Origin of the sequence: Stenotrophomonas beteli, assembly GCF_001431665.1 — a bacterium.
Lineage (GTDB): Bacteria > Pseudomonadota > Gammaproteobacteria > Xanthomonadales > Xanthomonadaceae > Stenotrophomonas > Stenotrophomonas beteli.
In genome coordinates this window covers 32756-50676 of record NZ_LLXV01000047.1, presented here as the reverse complement: position 1 = coordinate 50676, position 17921 = coordinate 32756, and the positions used below count along the sequence as shown (strand labels likewise).

The 17921-nt window shown below is 64.4% G+C and carries 17 protein-coding genes and 3 tRNA genes; all 20 read left to right on the top strand.

Annotated features, from left to right (window positions below; all coding sequences use genetic code 11):
- Positions 1 to 201 precede the first annotated feature (201 nt).
- The 20 genes from tpiA (at position 202) to rimP (ending at position 17917) form a co-directional block, all read left to right on the top strand.
- On the top strand, positions 202 to 957 hold the full coding sequence (tpiA, locus tag ARC23_RS12530) for a triose-phosphate isomerase (RefSeq protein ID WP_057497501.1): 756 nt from the start codon (positions 202 to 204) through the stop codon (positions 955 to 957).
- A gap of 31 nt (positions 958 to 988) precedes the next feature.
- Positions 989 to 1426 carry a preprotein translocase subunit SecG gene (secG, locus tag ARC23_RS12525; protein WP_057497500.1) on the top strand — a complete coding sequence of 146 codons (438 nt, stop codon included), beginning with the start codon at positions 989 to 991 and terminating at the stop codon, positions 1424 to 1426.
- Between the two features lie 51 nt (positions 1427 to 1477).
- Positions 1478 to 1562, top strand: a tRNA-Leu gene (locus tag ARC23_RS12520).
- Positions 1563 to 1673: 111 nt separating this feature from the next.
- Positions 1674 to 2030 (top strand): NADH-quinone oxidoreductase subunit A, encoded by a 357-nt coding sequence (locus ARC23_RS12515; protein ID WP_005414075.1) that lies wholly within the window; start codon positions 1674 to 1676, stop codon positions 2028 to 2030.
- Complete coding sequence (locus ARC23_RS12510; protein WP_005410463.1) at positions 2021 to 2575, top strand: NuoB/complex I 20 kDa subunit family protein; 555 nt, start codon at positions 2021 to 2023, stop codon at positions 2573 to 2575. Before ARC23_RS12515 ends, ARC23_RS12510 begins: the two co-directional genes overlap by 10 nt.
- 33 nt (positions 2576 to 2608) lie before the next feature.
- Positions 2609 to 3358 carry an NADH-quinone oxidoreductase subunit C gene (locus ARC23_RS12505; RefSeq protein WP_057497499.1) on the top strand — a complete coding sequence of 250 codons (750 nt, stop codon included), beginning with the start codon at positions 2609 to 2611 and terminating at the stop codon, positions 3356 to 3358.
- Positions 3355 to 4662, top strand: coding sequence for an NADH-quinone oxidoreductase subunit D (locus ARC23_RS12500; protein WP_049429534.1), 1308 nt, complete (start codon positions 3355 to 3357; stop codon positions 4660 to 4662). The genes ARC23_RS12505 and ARC23_RS12500 overlap by 4 nt, the downstream gene beginning before the upstream one ends.
- A 97-nt stretch (positions 4663 to 4759) precedes the next feature.
- Positions 4760 to 5287 (top strand): NADH-quinone oxidoreductase subunit NuoE, encoded by a 528-nt coding sequence (nuoE, locus tag ARC23_RS12495; RefSeq protein ID WP_006381132.1) that lies wholly within the window; start codon positions 4760 to 4762, stop codon positions 5285 to 5287.
- A 4-nt stretch (positions 5288 to 5291) separates the two neighbouring features.
- Complete coding sequence (gene nuoF / locus ARC23_RS12490) at positions 5292 to 6632, top strand: NADH-quinone oxidoreductase subunit NuoF (RefSeq protein WP_057497498.1); 1341 nt, start codon at positions 5292 to 5294, stop codon at positions 6630 to 6632.
- Complete coding sequence (gene nuoG / locus ARC23_RS12485; RefSeq protein ID WP_057497497.1) at positions 6629 to 8863, top strand: NADH-quinone oxidoreductase subunit NuoG; 2235 nt, start codon at positions 6629 to 6631, stop codon at positions 8861 to 8863. The genes nuoF and nuoG overlap by 4 nt, the downstream gene beginning before the upstream one ends.
- On the top strand, positions 8860 to 9954 hold the full coding sequence (gene nuoH, locus ARC23_RS12480; protein WP_005410457.1) for an NADH-quinone oxidoreductase subunit NuoH: 1095 nt from the start codon (positions 8860 to 8862) through the stop codon (positions 9952 to 9954). The genes nuoG and nuoH overlap by 4 nt, the downstream gene beginning before the upstream one ends.
- A 3-nt stretch (positions 9955 to 9957) precedes the next feature.
- Positions 9958 to 10446, top strand: coding sequence for an NADH-quinone oxidoreductase subunit NuoI (gene nuoI, locus ARC23_RS12475; RefSeq protein WP_005410456.1), 489 nt, complete (start codon positions 9958 to 9960; stop codon positions 10444 to 10446).
- 9 nt (positions 10447 to 10455) lie between these two features.
- Positions 10456 to 11115: an NADH-quinone oxidoreductase subunit J gene (locus ARC23_RS12470; protein WP_057497496.1), complete on the top strand. Its 660-nt coding sequence runs from the start codon at positions 10456 to 10458 to the stop codon at positions 11113 to 11115.
- Complete coding sequence (nuoK, locus tag ARC23_RS12465) at positions 11112 to 11417, top strand: NADH-quinone oxidoreductase subunit NuoK (RefSeq protein WP_005417921.1); 306 nt, start codon at positions 11112 to 11114, stop codon at positions 11415 to 11417. The genes ARC23_RS12470 and nuoK overlap by 4 nt, the downstream gene beginning before the upstream one ends.
- Positions 11418 to 11424: 7 nt before the next feature.
- Positions 11425 to 13587 (top strand): NADH-quinone oxidoreductase subunit L, encoded by a 2163-nt coding sequence (gene nuoL / locus ARC23_RS12460; protein WP_057497495.1) that lies wholly within the window; start codon positions 11425 to 11427, stop codon positions 13585 to 13587.
- A gap of 23 nt (positions 13588 to 13610) precedes the next feature.
- Entirely contained in the window at positions 13611 to 15119 is a 1509-nt protein-coding gene (locus tag ARC23_RS12455; protein WP_057497494.1) for an NADH-quinone oxidoreductase subunit M, read from the top strand.
- Between the two features lie 15 nt (positions 15120 to 15134).
- Complete coding sequence (gene nuoN / locus ARC23_RS12450) at positions 15135 to 16595, top strand: NADH-quinone oxidoreductase subunit NuoN (RefSeq protein ID WP_057497493.1); 1461 nt, start codon at positions 15135 to 15137, stop codon at positions 16593 to 16595.
- A gap of 127 nt (positions 16596 to 16722) precedes the next feature.
- Positions 16723 to 16799 (top strand) — tRNA-Met (locus tag ARC23_RS12445).
- Between the two features lie 82 nt (positions 16800 to 16881).
- Positions 16882 to 16958, top strand: a tRNA-Met gene (locus tag ARC23_RS12440).
- A 368-nt stretch (positions 16959 to 17326) separates the two neighbouring features.
- On the top strand, positions 17327 to 17917 hold the full coding sequence (gene rimP, locus ARC23_RS12435) for a ribosome maturation factor RimP (RefSeq protein WP_057497492.1): 591 nt from the start codon (positions 17327 to 17329) through the stop codon (positions 17915 to 17917).
- Positions 17918 to 17921: the final 4 nt, after the last annotated feature.

The following is a 17921-nucleotide window of genomic DNA, read 5'->3' as shown; positions in this document are numbered from 1 at the left end:
GGTTTACGGCGTCCCCCGCCATCCCCACCCGACCGGCCAAGCCCACCAATCCAACCGGGCTTTCCGCGACCAACCCAAACAAACCCCCGACACGAGGGGCTGCGCCGCTGGCTGAAAATCCATGTAACCGCTTACAAAGAAACGGATTTTTGCCGTAACAGGTATCATGATCGGCTGACTTCACACAGGAGCCACCCGCTCATGCGCCGCAAGATCGTCGCCGGAAACTGGAAGCTGCATGGCAGCCGTCAATTCGCCAATGAACTGCTGGGGCAGGTGGCCGCCGGGCTGCCGCTGGAGGGGGTGGACGTGGTGATCCTGCCGCCGCTGCCGTACCTGGGCGAACTGGTCGAGGACTTCGGCGAGACCGGCCTGGTGTTCGGTGCCCAGGACGTCAGCAGCAATGAGAAGGGCGCCTACACCGGTGAGGTCTGCGCCGCCATGCTGGTCGAGGTCGGTGCCCGCTATGGCCTGGTCGGCCATTCCGAGCGCCGCCAGTACCACCACGAAAGCAGTGAGCTGGTCGCGCGCAAGTTCGGCGCGGCCCTGCACGCCGGGCTGGTGCCGGTGCTGTGCGTGGGCGAAACCCTGGAACAGCGCGAGGCCGGGCAGACCGAAGCGGTCATCGCCAGCCAGCTGGCCCCGGTGCTGGCGCTGACCGGCGCGGCTGGTTTCGCCCGCGCCGTGGTCGCCTATGAGCCGGTCTGGGCCATCGGTACCGGCCGTACCGCCAGCAAGGAGCAGGCGCAGCAGGTGCACGCGTTCATCCGTGGCGAAGTCGCGCGCTTCGATGCTAGAATTGCTGATTCACTGCCCATTGTTTACGGCGGTAGCGTGAAGCCCGACAATGCCGGGGAACTGTTCGCGCAGCCGGATGTCGATGGTGGGCTGGTCGGCGGCGCCTCCCTGGTGGCCGCGGACTTCCTGGCCATCGCACGGGCGGCGGCCGCGAACTAATCCTAGAAGTATTGTCCGAGGGCGGTTTCCAATGCTGATGTTGATCCTCAATGTCGTCTACGTGCTGGTCGCTGTGGCCATGATCGCGCTGATCCTGATGCAGCGTGGCTCGGGTGCGGCGGCGGGTTCGGGCTTTGGTGCCGGCGCCTCGGGGACGGTGTTCGGTGCGCGCGGCGCCTCGAACTTCCTGTCCAAGTCGACCAAGTGGCTGGCTGTTGTGTTCTTCGGCATCAGCCTCTTCATGGCCTGGTACGCCGGTCACGGCAGCCGTCCGGCGGCCGACCAGGACCTGGGTCTGATGTCCGCCCCGGCGGCGACCGCTCCGGCGGCTCCGGCCGGCGAACTGCCGGCCGTTCCGAAGGCCGATGCGGTCCCGGCCGCCCCGGTTCCGGCCGCGAATGTGCCGGCTCAGGCGGAATCTTCGGTTTCTGGTGAAGAAAAGCCTTCGGAAGGCTCCCAGAAACACTGAAGCCGGTTACAATACGCGGCGCATCGGGAAGATAGTCTGATGTGATCGTTTGCCCAGGTGGCGGAATTGGTAGACGCACTACCTTGAGGTGGTAGCGACGCAAGTCGTAGGGGTTCGAGTCCCCTCTTGGGCACCATTTGTAAGTAAAGCGGGTTGGTCTGGCGCGCAAGGCGCCAGGCGCATTCCCGTCCACTCCCCCATGCCAAAGCGCCTGCAGGCGCGGCGGCAGAGGCAAGAGAGAATCGCTGTGCTGGCCGAATATTTGCCTTCTCTGCTGTTTCTGATCGTTGCCACCGGTATCGGCATTACGCTGATGCTGGTAGGCCGATTCCTCGGTCCCCGCCGCCCTGATCTGGAAAAGCTGTCGCCGTACGAGTGCGGCTTCGAAGCCTTCGAAGACGCGCGCATGAAGTTCGACGTGCGCTACTACCTGATCGCGATCCAGTTCATCGTCTTCGACCTGGAAATCATCTTCATCGTGCCGTGGACCCAGGTCTTCATGGAGCTGGGTGCCCGTTCGCTGGTCACCATGGGCCTGTTCGTCGGCATGCTGTTCCTCGGTTTCATTTACGTCTGGAAGAAGGGAGCGCTGGAATGGGAGTGATTCAGACTCTCGATGGCCTCATGAACAACCCCACGCCGGAAGGCCGGGTTGATGACATCCTGCGGCCGGAAGGCGACAACCCGCTGCTGGAAAAGGGCTTTGTCACCACCAGCGTCGACGCACTGCTGAACTGGGCGCGCACCGGCTCGATGTGGCCGATGACCTTCGGCCTGGCCTGCTGCGCGGTCGAGATGATGCACGCCGGCGCCGCGCGCCTGGACCTCGACCGCTACGGCGTGGTGTTCCGCCCGTCGCCGCGTCAGTCCGACGTGATGATCGTGGCCGGTACCCTGGTCAACAAGATGGCCCCGGCGCTGCGCAAGGTCTACGACCAGATGCCGGACCCGAAGTGGGTCATCTCCATGGGTAGCTGCGCCAACGGCGGTGGCTATTACCACTACTCCTATTCTGTCGTGCGCGGCTGTGATCGCGTGGTGCCGGTGGACGTCTACGTCCCGGGCTGCCCGCCGACCGCCGAGGCGCTGGTGTACGGGATCCTGCAGCTGCAGAAGAAGATCTGGCGTACACAGACCATCGCCCGCTGACCCCTTCACCTGACAAGAGCGCGCCAAGCCCCCATGGCAGAGCAAGCATCCTTCATCGACCGACTCTCCGTACGTTTCGCAGGTGCGAAGGTCATCGTGGTCGAACCCCGCGGCGAAGTGACGCTGGAAGTGCCTGCCGCCGAGTGGCACGCCACCGCCCTGGCGTTGCGTGACGAATTTGGTTTCGAACAGGCCGTGGATCTCTGCGGCGTCGACTACCTCGGTTACGGCTCCGACGAATGGGACACCGCTGACGTGTCCTCGCAGGGCTTCAGCCGTGGCGTCGAAGGCAAGGCCCAGGGCCGCTTCGCATGGGGCGAGTTCCCCACCGAGGAAAACGGTGCCGACGGTGCCCGCCCGCAGCACATGCCGACCCAGCGTTTTGCCGTGGTCGCGCAGCTGCGTTCTTACCAGCACAACCTGATGATGCACCTGCGCTGCTTCGCCCCTGACGAAGCACTGCCGGTGGTGTCCTCGCTGACCGGCATCTGGCCGGGCCTGAACTGGTTCGAGCGCGAAGCGTTCGACCTGTACGGCGTGATCTTCGAAGGCCACCCGGACCTGCGCCGGATCCTGACCGACTACGGTTTCGTCGGCCATCCGTTCCGCAAGGACTTCCCGCTGATCGGCAATGTCGAAGTCCGCTACGACGAAGAAAAGAAGCGCGTGATCTACGAACCGGTTACCTCGGTGGAGCCGCGCGTCGGCGTGCCGCGCGTGATCCGTGACGACGCCCGTCTGCAGACCGCAGAAGGTGAGCGCGCGCAGGAGGCAGTGAAGTGAGCGAGTTCCACCAGGCCCGCGAAGCGTTCGCGAGCAATCCGGCCGAAGCACGGCAGGAAATCCGCAACTACACCATGAACTTCGGCCCGCAGCATCCGGCCGCGCACGGTGTGCTGCGCCTGATCCTGGAAATGGACGGCGAGACCATCATGCGCGCCGACCCGCACGTGGGTCTGCTGCACCGTGGTACCGAGAAGCTGGCCGAGTCCAAGCCGTTCAATCAGTCGATCGGCTACATGGATCGCCTGGATTACGTGTCGATGATGTGCAACGAGCACGCCTACGTGCGCGCGATCGAGACCCTGATGGGCATCGAGGCGCCGGAGCGTGCGCAGTACATCCGCACCATGTACGACGAAATCACCCGTATCCTCAACCACTTGATGTGGCTGGGCTCCAACGCGCTCGACCTGGGTGCGATGGCGGTGATGCTGTACGCCTTCCGCGAGCGCGAAGAGCTGATGGACTGCTATGAAGCGGTCTCCGGCGCGCGCATGCACGCGGCGTACTACCGTCCGGGCGGTGTCTACCGCGACCTGCCGGACCACATGCCGAAGTACAAGGAATCGCGCTGGCACAAGGGCAAGGCGCTGAAGCAGCTGAATGCTTCGCGCGAGGGCTCGCTGCTGGACTTCCTGGAGAACTTCACCGTCGAGTTCCCCAAGCGCATCGACGAATACGAAACCCTGCTGACCGACAACCGCATCTGGAAGCAGCGTACCGTCGGCATCGGCGTGGTCAGCCCGGAACTGGCCCACCAGTGGGGCATGACCGGCGTGATGCTGCGCGGCTCGGGCGTTGCCTGGGACCTGCGCAAGAAGCGCCCGTACGCCAAATACGATGCCGTCGATTTCGACATCCCGCTGGGCAAGGAAGGCGACTGCTACGACCGTTACCTGGTCCGCGTTGCCGAAATGCGCGAATCCAACCGCATCATCAAGCAGTGCGTGGCGTGGCTGAAGGCCAACCCCGGCCCGGTGATGGTGAAGAACTTCAAGGTCGCTCCGCCCAAGCGCGAGGACATGAAGGACGACATGGAAGCGCTGATCCACCACTTCAAGCTGTTCAGCGAAGGCTACTGCGTGCCGGCCGGTGAAACCTATTCGGCGGTGGAAGCACCGAAGGGTGAGTTCGGCTGCTACCTGGTCTCCGATGGCGCCAACAAGCCGTTCCGCGTGCACCTGCGTGCACCGGGCTTCGCCCACCTGTCCTCGATCGATTCGATCGTGCGCGGCCACATGCTGGCCGACGTGGTGGCCATGATCGGTACCTACGATCTGGTGTTTGGCGAGGTTGACCGGTAATGCCGTCCGCCACGCCAACGCCCGCTGCAGGCAGCCGGCGCAAGCCGGCGCCGCAGTTTCTGCAATTTCACGTTATGCATTTCGCTGAGGTCGGCCGATGAAGGCGACAGGTAATTTCGAGGCGGCGCGCGACGTCGACCCGATGGTGGTGCTGAGCGACAAGACCCGCGCTCACATCGATCACTGGCTGTCCAAGTTCCCGCCGGACCGCAAGCGCTCTGCCGTGCTGCAGGGCCTGCATGCGGCCCAGGAGCAGAACGAGGGTTGGCTGACCGACGAGCTGATCGCCGGCGTGGCCAAGTACCTTGACCTGCCGCCGGTGTGGGCCTACGAGGTTGCCAGCTTCTACTCGATGTTCGAGACCGAGAAGGTGGGCCGCAACAACGTGGCCATCTGCACCAACATCAGCTGCTGGCTCAATGGCGCCGAAGACATCGTGCGGCATTGCGAGAAGAAGCTGGGCATCAAGCACGGTGAATCGACCCCGGACGGCCGCGTCTACCTCAAGCGCGAGGAAGAGTGCCTGGCTGGCTGCGGTGGCGCGCCGATGATGGTCATCAACGGTCACTACCATGAGCGTCTGACCCTGGAAAAGGTCGACGAGCTGCTGGACGGGCTGGAGTAAGGGCATGGCACATCACCACGAATCCAAGGGTCCGGTCGGCCCCGCGCCGCTGCCGCACCAGGTGGTCTACACCACCCTGCATTACGACATCCCGTGGTCGTACGAGAGCTACCTCAAGACCGGTGGCTACGCCGCCCTGCGCAAGATCCTCGAAGAGAAGATCCCGCCGGAGCAGGTCATCGAGATGGTCAAGGCCTCGGGCCTGCGCGGCCGCGGTGGCGCAGGCTTCCCGACCGGCCTGAAGTGGTCCTTCATGCCCAAGGGCAACATGCAGAAGTACATCCTCTGCAACTCGGACGAATCCGAGCCGGGTACCTGCAAGGACCGCGACATCCTGCGCTACAACCCGCATTCGGTGGTGGAAGGCATGGCGATCGCCTGCTATGCCACCGGTTCGACCGTGGGCTACAACTACCTGCGCGGTGAGTTCCACCACGAGCCGTTCGAACACTTCGAGCAGGCCCTGGCCGACGCCTATGCGAACGGCTGGCTGGGCAAGAACGTGATGGGCTCCGGCGTGGACATCGACATCTACGGTGCGCTGGGCGCCGGCGCCTACATCTGCGGCGAAGAAACCGCACTGATGGAATCGCTGGAAGGCAAGAAGGGCCAGCCCCGCTACAAGCCGCCGTTCCCGGCCAACTTCGGCCTGTACGGCAAGCCGTCGACGATCAACAACACCGAAACCTATGGTTCGGTGCCGGCGATCATCCGCAACGGTCCGGAGTGGTTCAAGGGCCTGAGCCTGACCGCCAACGGCGGCCCGAAGTGCTTCTCGGTGTCCGGCTGCGTGCAGAACGGCGGCAACTTCGAAGTGCCGCTGGGCACCACCTTCGACGACCTGCTGGAAATGGCCGGTGGCCTGCGCCCGGGCCGCAAGCTCAAGGGCGCGATCCCGGGCGGCGTGTCGATGCCGGTGCTGACCGCAGCCGAGCTGAAGGGCCTGCCGATGGACTACGACACCATCCGCGCACTGGGCTCCGGCCTGGGTTCGGGCGCCGTCGTGGTGCTCGATGACAGCGTGTGCTGCGTCAAGTTCGCCTGCCGCATCAGCCAGTTCTTCCACAAGGAATCCTGCGGCCAGTGCACCCCGTGCCGTGAAGGTACCGGCTGGATGCACCGCGTGCTGGAGCGCATCGTCGCCGGCAAGGCCACGATGGAAGACCTGCACCAGCTGAAGGCGGTGGCCGGCCAGATCGAAGGCCACACCATCTGTGCGTTCGGTGAAGCGGCTGCATGGCCCATCCAGGGCTTCCTGCGCCAGTTCTGGGACGAATTCGAGTACTACATCGTCAACGGTCATTCGATGGTTGACGGCAAGAAGGTGGAGGCAGCCGCCGCATGAGCGCGCAACCCGTAAACCCGAACGTGCCACCGGATCACGTGACCATCGAGATCGATGGCAAGTCGCTGGTCGTGCCCAAGGGTTCGATGATCATCCAGGCCGCCGACAAGGCCGGCATCTCGATTCCGCGCTTCTGCTACCACGAGAAGCTGCCGATCGCCGCCAACTGCCGCATGTGCCTGGTGGACGTGGAGAAGTCGCCGAAGCCGGCGCCGGCCTGCGCCACGCCGGTGATGGATGGCATGAAGGTCGCCACCCGCAGCGAGAAGGCACTGAAGTTCCAGCGCTCGGTGATGGAGTTCCTGCTCATCAACCACCCGCTGGACTGCCCGATCTGCGATCAGGGCGGCGAGTGCGAGCTGCAGGACGTGTCGCTGGGCTATGGCCGTTCGGTCAGCCGCTTCAACGAGCGCAAGCGCGTGGTGCCGGACGAGGACATGGGCCCGCTGGTCGCCACCGAGATGACCCGCTGCATCCAGTGCACCCGCTGCGTGCGCTTCACCGCCGACGTGGCTGGCACCTATGAACTGGGTGGCATGTACCGCGGCGAGAACCTGCAGATCGGTACCTACGATGGCAAGCCGCTGACCACCGAACTGTCCGGCAACGTCGTCGACGTCTGCCCGGTCGGCGCGCTGACCAACAAGGTGTTCCAGTTCCGCGCCCGCCCGTGGGAACTGACCGCGCGCGAGTCGCTGGGCTACCACGACGCGATGGGTTCGAACCTGTTCCTGCACGTGCGTCGCGGCGAAGTGCTGCGCACCGTTCCGCGTGACAATGAAGCGGTGAACGAGTGCTGGCTGTCCGACCGTGACCGCTACTCGCACCAGGGCCTGTACAGCGAAGACCGTGCGGTCAAGCCACTGCGCAAGGTCAATGGCGAGTGGAAGGAAGTGAGCTGGGCCGAAGGCCTGGCCGCGGCCGCCGAGATCCTCAAGGCCAACCAGGGCGACAACCTGGGCGTGCTGGTGCATCCGTCCACCTCGAACGAGGAGGGCGCGCTGCTGGCCCGCCTGGCCAAGGGCCTGGGCTCAAGCAACATCGACCATCGCATCAACAACCGCGATTTCTCCGACGCCGCAACCGCCGAAGTATTCGGCCTGCCGCTGGCCGAGATCGAAGGCGCCGACCGCATCGTTGTTCTGGGCAGCAACATCCGCCACGAACTGCCGCTGCTGCACGCCCGCCTGCGCAAGGCACAGACCACCCACGGCGCGAAGATCCACGTCGTCAACCCGGTGGACTTCGACTTCGCCTTCAGCATTGCCGGCAAGCAGATCGTCGCGCCGTCGAAGTTCGTCGACGCGCTGGCCAACGCCGAGCTGCGTTCGGCGGTGCAGGGCGGCAACAACACCGTGCTGATCGTCGGTGGCATCGCCGAGAACCACCCGCAGGCTGCCGCGATCCGCGCCGCCGCGCGTGACTTCGCTGCCGCCACCGGTGCCAAGCTGTGCCGCATCCCGCAGGGCGCCAACGCCGTGGGCCTGACCCGCGCCGGCGTGCTGCCGGCCGGCAAGGACGTCGCCGCGATGCTGGCGCAGCCGCGCCAGGCCTATGTGGTGTACGGCCTGGAGCCGGGCCTGGACTTCGCCGACGCACCTGCCGCGCGCAAGGCGCTGGCCGGTGCCCAGGTGGTGGCGTTCAGCCAGTTCGCGTGTGCCTCGACCCGCGACGTCGCCGACGTGATCCTGCCGATCGGTGCGCTGCCGGAAATCGACGCCACCCTGACCAACCTCGATGGTCGCGAGCAGTCGGCCCGTGCCGGCGGCAAGCTGCCGGGCGAGGCTCGTGAAGGCTGGCGCGTGCTGCGCGCACTGGGCGGCGAACTGGCCGTGGCCGGTTTCGACTTCATCGATCTGGCCGGCCTGCGCGCCAGCCTGGCACCGGTCCCGGTCGCCGTGGCCGCTTCGGCCCAGCCGGCCGTTGCCGGCGAAGGCCTGGAAGTGGCGTCGACTGCCGCGATCTACCGCACCGATGCGGTGGTCCGTCGCGCCCCGGCGCTGCAGTCGCATCCGCTCAACAACGCCCCGCGCATCGTGCTGAACGCTGAAGATGCCGCTCGCCTGCAGCTGCAGGAAGGGCAGATGGCCAAGGTCGGCACCGATGCCGGCAAGGCCACCCTGCCGGTGGTGGTCGACGCCCGCGTCGCTGCGGGTTCGGTCTGGATTGAATCGGGCCACGGCGCGACCGCGCCGCTGGGTGCCGCTCGCGTATCGGTGGTGGCTGCATGAACGAATTGCTGTTGAACGCGGTCGACCCGCTGCACCAGTGGCTGCTTGGCCTGGGTGACATCGGCGCGCTGATCTGGATCATCCTGAAGATCCTGGTGATCACCGTTCCGGTGATCATCTCGGTGGCCTTCTACGTGGTCTGGGAACGCAAGCTGATCGGCTGGATGCACGTCCGCCACGGCCCGATGTACGTGGGCATGGGCATCTTCCAGGCCTTCGCCGACGTCTTCAAGCTGCTGTTCAAGGAAGTGGTCCAGCCGAGCAGCGCCAACAAGGCGATCTACCTGCTGGCCCCGCTGATCACCCTGGCCCCGGCCTTCGCGGCCTGGTCGGTGGTGCCCTTCGATTCGCAGATCGTGCTGTCCAATGCCAACGCCGGCCTGCTGTACCTGCTGGCGATGACCTCGCTGGGCATCTACGGCATCATCCTGGCCGGTTGGGCGTCCAACTCGAAGTACGCGTTCCTGGGTGCGATGCGCGCCTCGGCGCAGATGATCAGCTACGAAATTGCCATGGGCTTCGCCCTGGTCGGCGTGATGATTGCCGCCGGCAGCCTGAACCTGAGCAACATCGTGATGGCGCAGGCCGGCAGTTCCGGCTTCTTCGACTGGTTCCTGCTGCCGCTGTTCCCGCTGTTCGTCATCTACTGGGTGTCGGGCGTGGCCGAAACCAACCGCGCGCCGTTCGACGTGGTGGAGGGTGAATCGGAAATCGTCGCCGGCCACATGGTCGAGTACTCCGGCGGTGCGTTCGCCCTGTTCTTCCTGGCCGAATACGCGAACATGATCCTGATCAGCTTCCTGATCTCGATCTTCTTCCTCGGCGGCTGGCTGAGCCCGGTCCAGGGCTGGGTCAACTTCGGTGATGTCTCGCCGCTGGTCGACTGGATCTGGAAGGGCGGTGCACCGTGGCTGTTCGTCAAGGTGTTCTTCTTCGCCAGTGCCTACATCTGGTTCCGTGCCAGCTTCCCGCGCTTCCGCTATGACCAGATCATGCGCCTGGGCTGGAAGGTCTTCATCCCGCTGGCCATTCTGTGGATCGCGGTTACCGCCGTCATGGTGTTCTTCGGCGTGATTCAAAAGGGCGTCTAAGTGATGAACAGGATTACCCATTACTTCAAGAGCCTGCTGCTGCTCGAACTGCTGGCCGGTCTCTGGCTGACGCTGAAGTACAGCTTCAAGCCGAAGTACACGATGATGTACCCGATGGAGAAGTTCCCGCAGTCGCCGCGCTTCCGTGGCCTGCATGCGCTGCGCCGTTACCCCAACGGCGAAGAGCGCTGCATCGCCTGCAAGCTGTGCGAAGCGGTGTGCCCGGCGCTGGCCATCACCATCGACTCGGCCAAGCGCGAGGACGGCACCCGCCGTACCACCCGCTACGACATCGACCTGTTCAAGTGCATCTTCTGTGGCTTCTGTGAGGAAAGCTGCCCGGTGGACTCGATCGTCGAAACCCACATCCTCGAGTACCACTTCGAGAACCGTGGCGAAAACATCGTTACCAAGCCGCAGCTGCTGGCCCTTGGCGATCGTCTCGAAAACGAGATCGCCGAGCGTCGTGCCGCCGATGCCGCTTACCGCTGAGGTCGAGAGATGGATTGGGTAAATATCGCTTTCTGGGTGTTCGCCATCGCGGCAACGGTTTCGGCCGGTGCGGTGATCAGCGTGCGCAACCCGGTGCACGCCGTGCTGTGCCTGGTGCTGACCTTCTTCTCCATTGCCTGCGTGTGGCTGCTGGTGGGCGCCGAGTTCCTGGGCGTGGCGCTGGTGCTGGTCTACGTCGGCGCGGTGATGGTGCTGTTCCTGTTCGTGGTGATGATGCTGGACATCGATCCCACCAAGATGCGTGAAGGCTGGGTGCGCTACCTGCCGGTCGGCCTGATCGTGGCCATCGCGATGCTGGTGCAGATGCTGATCCTGATCGGCGTGAAGGGCAGGGCGGTCAACCCGTTCCCGGCCGACAACGCCGCCGCGATCGCCGCCGACAGCTCCAACATCACCTGGCTGGCACGTACGCTGTTCACCGAATACCTGCTGCCGTTCGAGTTCGCCGCCGTCATCCTGACCGTGGCCGTGGTCGCCGCGGTGATGCTGACCCTGCGTCGCCGCACCGGCGTGAAGAGCCAGAACCCGGGCGAGCAGACCATGGTCAAGGCCGGCCAGCGCCTGCGCATGGTCAAGATGGATGCCGAACGGCCGGTGGTCCACAGCAACAACACGCCTGCCGCAGGCGAAGAGGAGACCAAGGCATGATCACGCTGGGCCATATCCTCGCGCTGGGCGCGGTGCTGTTCGCCATCAGCCTGGCCGGCATCTTCCTCAACCGGAAGAACGTCATCGTCCTGCTGATGTCGATCGAGCTGATGCTGCTGTCGGTGAACATCAATTTCGTCGGCTTCTCGCGCCAGCTGGGCGACCCGTCCGGCCAGCTGTTCGTGTTCTTCATCCTGACCGTCGCCGCCGCGGAAGCCGCCATCGGCCTGGCGATCCTGGTGACCCTGTTCCGCACCCGCCGCACGATCAATGTCGGCGAAGTCGATTCGTTGAAGGGCTGATCCACAGATGGAAATCACTCTCTCCAAGAGTCTGTTGATCGCAGTGGTGCTTGCACCGCTGTTCGGCAGCATCATCGCCGGCCTGTTCGGTCGCCAGGTCAAGCGCTTCGGCGCGCAGACCCTCACCATCCTCGGCGTCGCGGTTGCCTGCGGCCTGTCGATGTACACGTTCTACCAGCTGATGTGGGGCGGCGCGCAGCCGTTCAACCAGAACATCTACACGTTCTTCGAGGTTGGCCAGTACTCGGCCCACGTCGGCTTCATGGTCGACAAGCTGACCGCGATGATGATGGTGGTGGTGACCTTCGTGTCGCTGCTGGTCCATATCTACACGATCGGCTACATGCAGGACGATCCGGGCTACCAGCGGTTCTTCAGCTACATCTCGCTGTTCACCTTCTCCATGCTCACCCTGGTGATGAGCAACAACTTCCTGCAGCTGTTCTTCGGCTGGGAAGCAGTGGGCCTGGTGTCGTACCTGCTGATCGGCTTCTGGTTCAAGCGCCCGACCGCGATCTTCGCCAACATGAAGGCGTTCCTGGTCAACCGCGTCGGTGACTTCGGCTTCCTGCTGGGCATCGCCGGCGTGCTGTGGGTGTTCGGCACCCTGGACTACTCGCAGGTGTTCTCGCAGGCCGGCATGCTGGCCGACCCGCGCGCCCAGCTGCAGATCTGGGACGGCACGATCCTGGGCATGCAGCTGCTGAACGAGCCGGTGATCTGGTCGATCGCCACCGTCATCTGCATCTGCCTGTTCATTGGTGCCATGGGCAAGTCGGCCCAGGTCCCGCTGCATGTGTGGCTGCCGGACTCGATGGAAGGCCCGACCCCGATCTCGGCACTGATCCATGCTGCGACGATGGTGACCGCCGGTATCTTCATGGTCACCCGCATGTCGCCGCTGTTCGAGCTGTCGCAGACCGCGCTGAACTTCGTGCTGTTCATCGGTGCCACCACCGCGTTCTTCACCGGCCTGATCGGCATCGTGCAGAACGACATCAAGCGCGTGGTCGCGTACTCCACGCTGTCGCAGCTGGGCTACATGACCGTCGCCCTGGGCGTGTCGGCCTATTCGGCCGCCGTGTTCCACCTGATGACCCACGCCTTCTTCAAGGCCCTGCTGTTCCTGGGCGCCGGCTCGGTCATCATCGCGATGCACCACGAGCAGGACATGCGCAAGATGGGCGGCCTGCGCAAGTACATGCCGATCACCTTCATCACCATGTGGATCGGTACCCTGGCGCTGGTGGGTACGCCGTTCTTCTCCGGCTTCTACTCGAAGGACACCATCATCGAGGCCGCCGAGCTGCACGCGCACCTGTCCAACAGCTGGGTGGCCACCTACGGCTACTGGGCGGTGCTGGGTGGCGTGATCGTCACCAGCTTCTACAGCTTCCGCCTGCTGTTCCTGACCTTCCATGGCAAGGAGCGCTTCCGCGACGCGCATGATGATCACGGCCATGGTCATGACGATCACCACGCCGCTGATGCCCACCACGGCGATGCGCATCACGATGACCACGGCCATGGCCACGGTCCGCATGAGCCGCACGAAACCCCGTGGGTGGTGACCCTGCCGCTGATCCTGCTGGCCATCCCGTCGATCGCCATCGGTTTCTTCAGCATCGGTCCGATGCTGTACGGCACCGACTGGGCCGGCCATCACGCGCACGACGCCATCAAGGGCCAGGCGCATACGTTCTTCACCGGCATCGTCGACTTCTACGATCCGGCCAAGAACACCATCGGCTTCCTGGGTGAAGAGTTCCACGGCCCGGTCGCCTTCGCGCTGCACGGCATGATGGCTCCCGCGTTCTTCCTGACGGTTGCGGGCTTCCTGCTGGCTGCACTGTTCTACCTGTGGAAGCCGGACCTGTCGGGCAAGGCACGCAAGGCCTTCGCCCCGCTGGTGTCGGTGCTGGAAAACAAGTACGGCTTCGACAAGCTGTGGATCGATGGCTTTGCCGGTGGCAGCGTCAAGCTGGGCAAGGTCTCGCGCTGGATCGACAGCAACATCGTCGACGGCGTGGTCAATCTCTCGGCACGTGTTGTGGACGTCGCAGCCGGCGTGCTGCGTCGTACCCAATCCGGTTTCCTCTATCACTACGCCTTCGCGATGATCATCGGCCTGATTGCCCTGCTGGGCGTGCTGATGCATTACCTGCGTTGATGACCTGTACGGAATAAGAAGACGTGTCGAACTGGCCTCTACTCAGTGTCCTCATCTGGCTGCCGATCATCGGTGGCGCCCTGATCCTTGCGATCCGTGATGCGCAGACCGCCCGCTGGGCGTCGCTGGGCGTTGCGGTGCTGACCTTCGTGGCGAGCCTCTCGCTGCTGAGCGGTTACAACGCGGGTATCGACGGTCTGCAGTTCGTCGAGACCCACGCCTGGATCCCGGCGTACAAGATCGGCTACAACCTGGGCGTGGACGGCATTGCCATCGCGCTGATCCTGCTGACCACCCTGGTCAGCGTGCTTGCCCTGATCGGCGCCTGGAGCGCCATCGACAAGCGCGTGAACCAGTACGTGGCCGCCTTCCTGATCCTGGAAGGCGTCACCGTCGGCATCTTCGCCGCGACGGACGCGATGCTGTTCTACGTGTTCTTCGAAGCGATGCTGATCCCGATGTTCCTGATCATCGGTGTCTGGGGCGGTCCGCGCCGCATCTACGCTGCACTGAAGTTCTTCCTGTACACCTTCCTCGGCTCGGTGCTGATGCTGGTGGCGCTGATCTACCTGTACATGAAGGGCGGCAGCTTCCAGCTGGCCGACCTGTACGCGCTGCCGCTGTCGGCCAAGGAGCAGACCTGGATCTTCTTCGCCTTCCTGATCGCTTTCGCGGTCAAGGTGCCGATGTTCCCGGTCCACACCTGGCTGCCGGATGCCCACGTGGAAGCGCCAACCGCCGGTTCGGTGATCCTGGCCGCCATCGCGCTGAAGATCGGTGGCTACGGCTTCCTGCGCTTCAACCTGCCGATCGTCCCGGACGCATCGCAGGAATGGGCCTGGCTGGTGATCGCGCTGTCGCTGATCGCGGTGATCTACGTCGGCCTGGTCGCCCTGGTGCAGGACGACATGAAGAAGCTGATCGCCTATTCGTCGATCGCGCACATGGGCTTCGTCACCCTGGGCACCTTCATCGCCCTGTGGCTGGTGCGTGAAGCCGGCAACGCCGACGCCGCCCGCCTGGGCCTGCAGGGCGCCATGGTGCAGATGATCTCGCACGGCTTCGTGTCCGGTGCGATGTTCTCCTGCGTCGGCGTGCTGTACGACCGCATGCACAGCCGCCGCATTGCCGATTACGGCGGCGTGGTCAACGTGATGCCGTGGTTCGCCACCTTCGCCATGCTGTTCTTCATGGCCAATGCGGGCCTGCCGGGCACCAGCGGTTTCGTCGGTGAGTTCATGGTCATCCTGTCGGCGTTCCAGCGTAATCCGTGGATCGCGCTGGGCGCGGCCACCACGCTGATCATCGGCGCGGCCTACACCCTGTGGCTGTACAAGCGCATCTTCTTCGGCGAAGTGGCCAACAGCCACGTGGCCGAACTGAAGGACATCAACGGCCGCGAATGGCTGGTGCTGGGCGTGTTCGCCATCGGCGTGCTGGCCCTGGGCATCTACCCCAAGCCGCTGACCGACCTGATGGAGCCCTCGATCGCGAAGCTGGCGATGCAGATCGCATCCAGCAAGCTGCTGTAATTCCAGGATTTGATGATGACCACCTCGCCGCTGCTGCCATTGACCGCCGCTGACCTGCCACCGCTCGCTCCCGAGCTGGTGCTGATCGGCAGCGCCTTCGCCCTGATGATCCTCGACCTGTTCGTCAGCAACCGGAACAAGATCGTCACCCACCTGTTCTCGCTCGCTGCGCTGGCCGTGGTGCTGTTCATGCTGGCCACCGGCGTGGGCGGGCAGGGCGAGGTCTTCCACGGCATGTTCGTGCGCGATACCGCCGCGGACGTGATGAAGACCGGCATCGTGCTGCTCAGCGGCCTGACCCTGGTCTACGGCTGGCGCTACCTGCGTGACCGCAACCTGTTCCAGGGCGAGATCCCGGTGCTGATCCTGTTCGGCACCGCTGGCATGATGATCCTGGTCTCGGCCGGCAGCCTGCTGATGGTCTACCTGGGCCTGGAACTGCTGGCGCTGTGCTCCTACGCCCTGGTCGCCAGCAACCGCGAAAGCGGCCTGGCCTCGGAAGCGGCGATGAAGTACATCGTGCTGGGTTCGCTGGCCTCGGGCCTGCTGCTGTACGGCATGTCGCTGATCTACGGCGCCACCGGCAGCCTGCACCTGGACGTCATCCGTGATGCGATCCCGCATTCGGAAGAGCGCGTGCTGCTGATCACCGGTGCGGTCTTCATGATCGCCGGCGTCGCCTTCAAGCTCGGCGCCGCGCCGTTCCACATGTGGCTGCCCGACGTGTACCAGGGCGCCCCGGCGCCGATCGCGCTGTTCATCAGTTCGGCGCCGAAGCTGGCGGCGTTCGGCATGGCCTACCGCCTGCTGGAAATGGGCGTGGGACCGCTGTCGACCGAGCTGCAGCTGCTGATCGCCGGCCTGGCCGCGGTGTCGCTGGTGATCGGCAACCTGATGGCCATCGCGCAGAGCAACCTCAAGCGCATGCTGGCGTTCTCCACCGTCTCGCACATCGGCTTCCTGCTGATGGGCATCGCCGGCGGCGGCGCGCAGGGCTATGCCGCCGCGCTGTTCTACGCACTGGCCTACGCCATCATGTCGACTGCGGCCTTCGGTGCGATCATCGCGCTGTCGCGTGCCGGTTTTGAAGCCGAGAACATCGAGGACTTCAAGGGCCTGAATGCCCGCAACCCGTGGATGGCCGGCCTGGTGCTGTGCATCATGGCGTCGCTGGCCGGCATTCCGCCGTTCCTGGGCTTCTGGACCAAGCTGGCGGTACTGGGTGCGGCCGTCAACGGCGGCCTTCTGTGGCTGGCCATCCTCGGCGTGCTGTGCGCCGTGGTCGGCTGCTTCTACTACCTGCGCGTCATCAAGGTCATGTACTTCGATGAGCCGGTGGGCGAGGCCATGCCGCGCAGCAACGACCGCGTGCTGGGCCTGGTGCTGGGCGTGAACGCGCTGGCACTGCTGGCCCTGGGCCTGGCCTGGAACCCGATCATGGTCTGGTGCCAGCAGGCATTTGCGCATCTTGCATAAAAGTTGACACAAAGCTGCGCGATTCGTGTAATATGCGCAGCCTGAGTTGTCACTGCAGCGGTTCAGCCAGAATATCGTTGCGGTAGCCCTCCTCGAAAGAGCAGGGCAGCAGTTCAAACACTTCCGGTGCGGGGTGGAGCAGTCTGGCAGCTCGTCGGGCTCATAACCCGAAGGTCGCAGGTTCAAATCCTGCCCCCGCTACCAACATCGAATCGTCGCCAACCGGCTTGATGAATGAGGGAAAGCTTGCAGTTTTTGAAGCCATCACTCATAATTCCGCTTCTGATGCGGGGTGGAGCAGTCTGGCAGCTCGTCGGGCTCATAACCCGAAGGTCGCAGGTTCAAATCCTGCCCCCGCTACCAAGTAAAGAGATCGCCTTCGAAGTCCTGCTTCGAAGGCGTTTTTCTTTGGGCGGCTGCGTCGTTTCTGCGTGATCGGGGTCAGATCCCTTTTCCGCGGGAAAAGGGATCTGACCCCGGGCCCGCAGCTTGCACCAGCGCGGTGCAGCCGCTATCATCAGCGGCCTATGCAGTACCCCTGAAGGCGGCCTCCCGGCGGGAGGCCAGACCCGGAAGGAGGGCCGCAGCATGCTTTCACACGGTGCTGCAACCGGAATCCAGTCACCGGAGTCTTTCCGGAAAAGGGGCCCAGCGGGCCCTTTGTCGTTTCCGGGGCGTCATGTTTTCACGCCGGCCAAGGCTGGCACCCAACCAAGAGATCAAGGCAGGCTGTGAGCGACAAGGCAACCGACATCGCGAATCTGCTCGCCCCGACCGTTGTGTCGCTGGGCCTGGAGCTGCTGGGCGTTGAGTATCTGCCGGCCCCCGGCGGTGCGACCCTGCGCCTTTACATCGACGTGCCGCTGGCTGAACAGCCCGAGCGCATCATCAATGTCGACGACTGCGAGCGGGTCAGCCGCGAAGTGTCGGCGCAGCTGGACGTCGAAGACCCGATCAGCGGCAACTACACGCTGGAAGTGTCTTCGCCGGGCGTGGACCGCCCGCTGTTCAACCTGGAGCAGTTCGCCCGCCACCAGGGTGAATCGGCCAAGGTCACGCTGAAGCTGCCGCAGGACAACCGTCGTCGCCTGCAGGGCCGCATCGAAGCGATCGATGAAGCGGCGGGCACCATCACCTTCATCGTCGACAAGGCCGAAGTGGTCGTGTCGGCCGACAACATCGACAAGGCGCGGATCCTGCCCGACTGGGTGGCGCTGGGGCTGGCCCCGAGCAAGCCGACCGGTCCGGCACCGAAGCGTCCGAAGCCGAACCCGAATTCTTCTTCCAACGAGCCGGCGGCAAAGAAGCCGCGCGCGGAGTGAGCCA

What these genes read in the sequence shown, in the direction of transcription:
- tpiA (WP_057497501.1), top strand. Translation starts at nt 202, where the DNA reads ATGCGCCGCAAGATCGTCGCCGGAAACTGGAAGCTGCATGGCAGCCGT.
- secG (WP_057497500.1), top strand. Translation starts at nt 989, where the DNA reads ATGCTGATGTTGATCCTCAATGTCGTCTACGTGCTGGTCGCTGTGGCC.
- ARC23_RS12510 (WP_005410463.1), top strand. Translation starts at nt 2,021, where the DNA reads ATGGGAGTGATTCAGACTCTCGATGGCCTCATGAACAACCCCACGCCG.
- ARC23_RS12505 (WP_057497499.1), top strand. Translation starts at nt 2,609, where the DNA reads ATGGCAGAGCAAGCATCCTTCATCGACCGACTCTCCGTACGTTTCGCA.
- nuoE (WP_006381132.1), top strand. Translation starts at nt 4,760, where the DNA reads ATGAAGGCGACAGGTAATTTCGAGGCGGCGCGCGACGTCGACCCGATG.
- nuoF (WP_057497498.1), top strand. Translation starts at nt 5,292, where the DNA reads ATGGCACATCACCACGAATCCAAGGGTCCGGTCGGCCCCGCGCCGCTG.
- nuoG (WP_057497497.1), top strand. Translation starts at nt 6,629, where the DNA reads ATGAGCGCGCAACCCGTAAACCCGAACGTGCCACCGGATCACGTGACC.
- nuoH (WP_005410457.1), top strand. Translation starts at nt 8,860, where the DNA reads ATGAACGAATTGCTGTTGAACGCGGTCGACCCGCTGCACCAGTGGCTG.
- nuoI (WP_005410456.1), top strand. Translation starts at nt 9,958, where the DNA reads ATGAACAGGATTACCCATTACTTCAAGAGCCTGCTGCTGCTCGAACTG.
- ARC23_RS12470 (WP_057497496.1), top strand. Translation starts at nt 10,456, where the DNA reads ATGGATTGGGTAAATATCGCTTTCTGGGTGTTCGCCATCGCGGCAACG.
- nuoK (WP_005417921.1), top strand. Translation starts at nt 11,112, where the DNA reads ATGATCACGCTGGGCCATATCCTCGCGCTGGGCGCGGTGCTGTTCGCC.
- nuoL (WP_057497495.1), top strand. Translation starts at nt 11,425, where the DNA reads ATGGAAATCACTCTCTCCAAGAGTCTGTTGATCGCAGTGGTGCTTGCA.
- nuoN (WP_057497493.1), top strand. Translation starts at nt 15,135, where the DNA reads ATGACCACCTCGCCGCTGCTGCCATTGACCGCCGCTGACCTGCCACCG.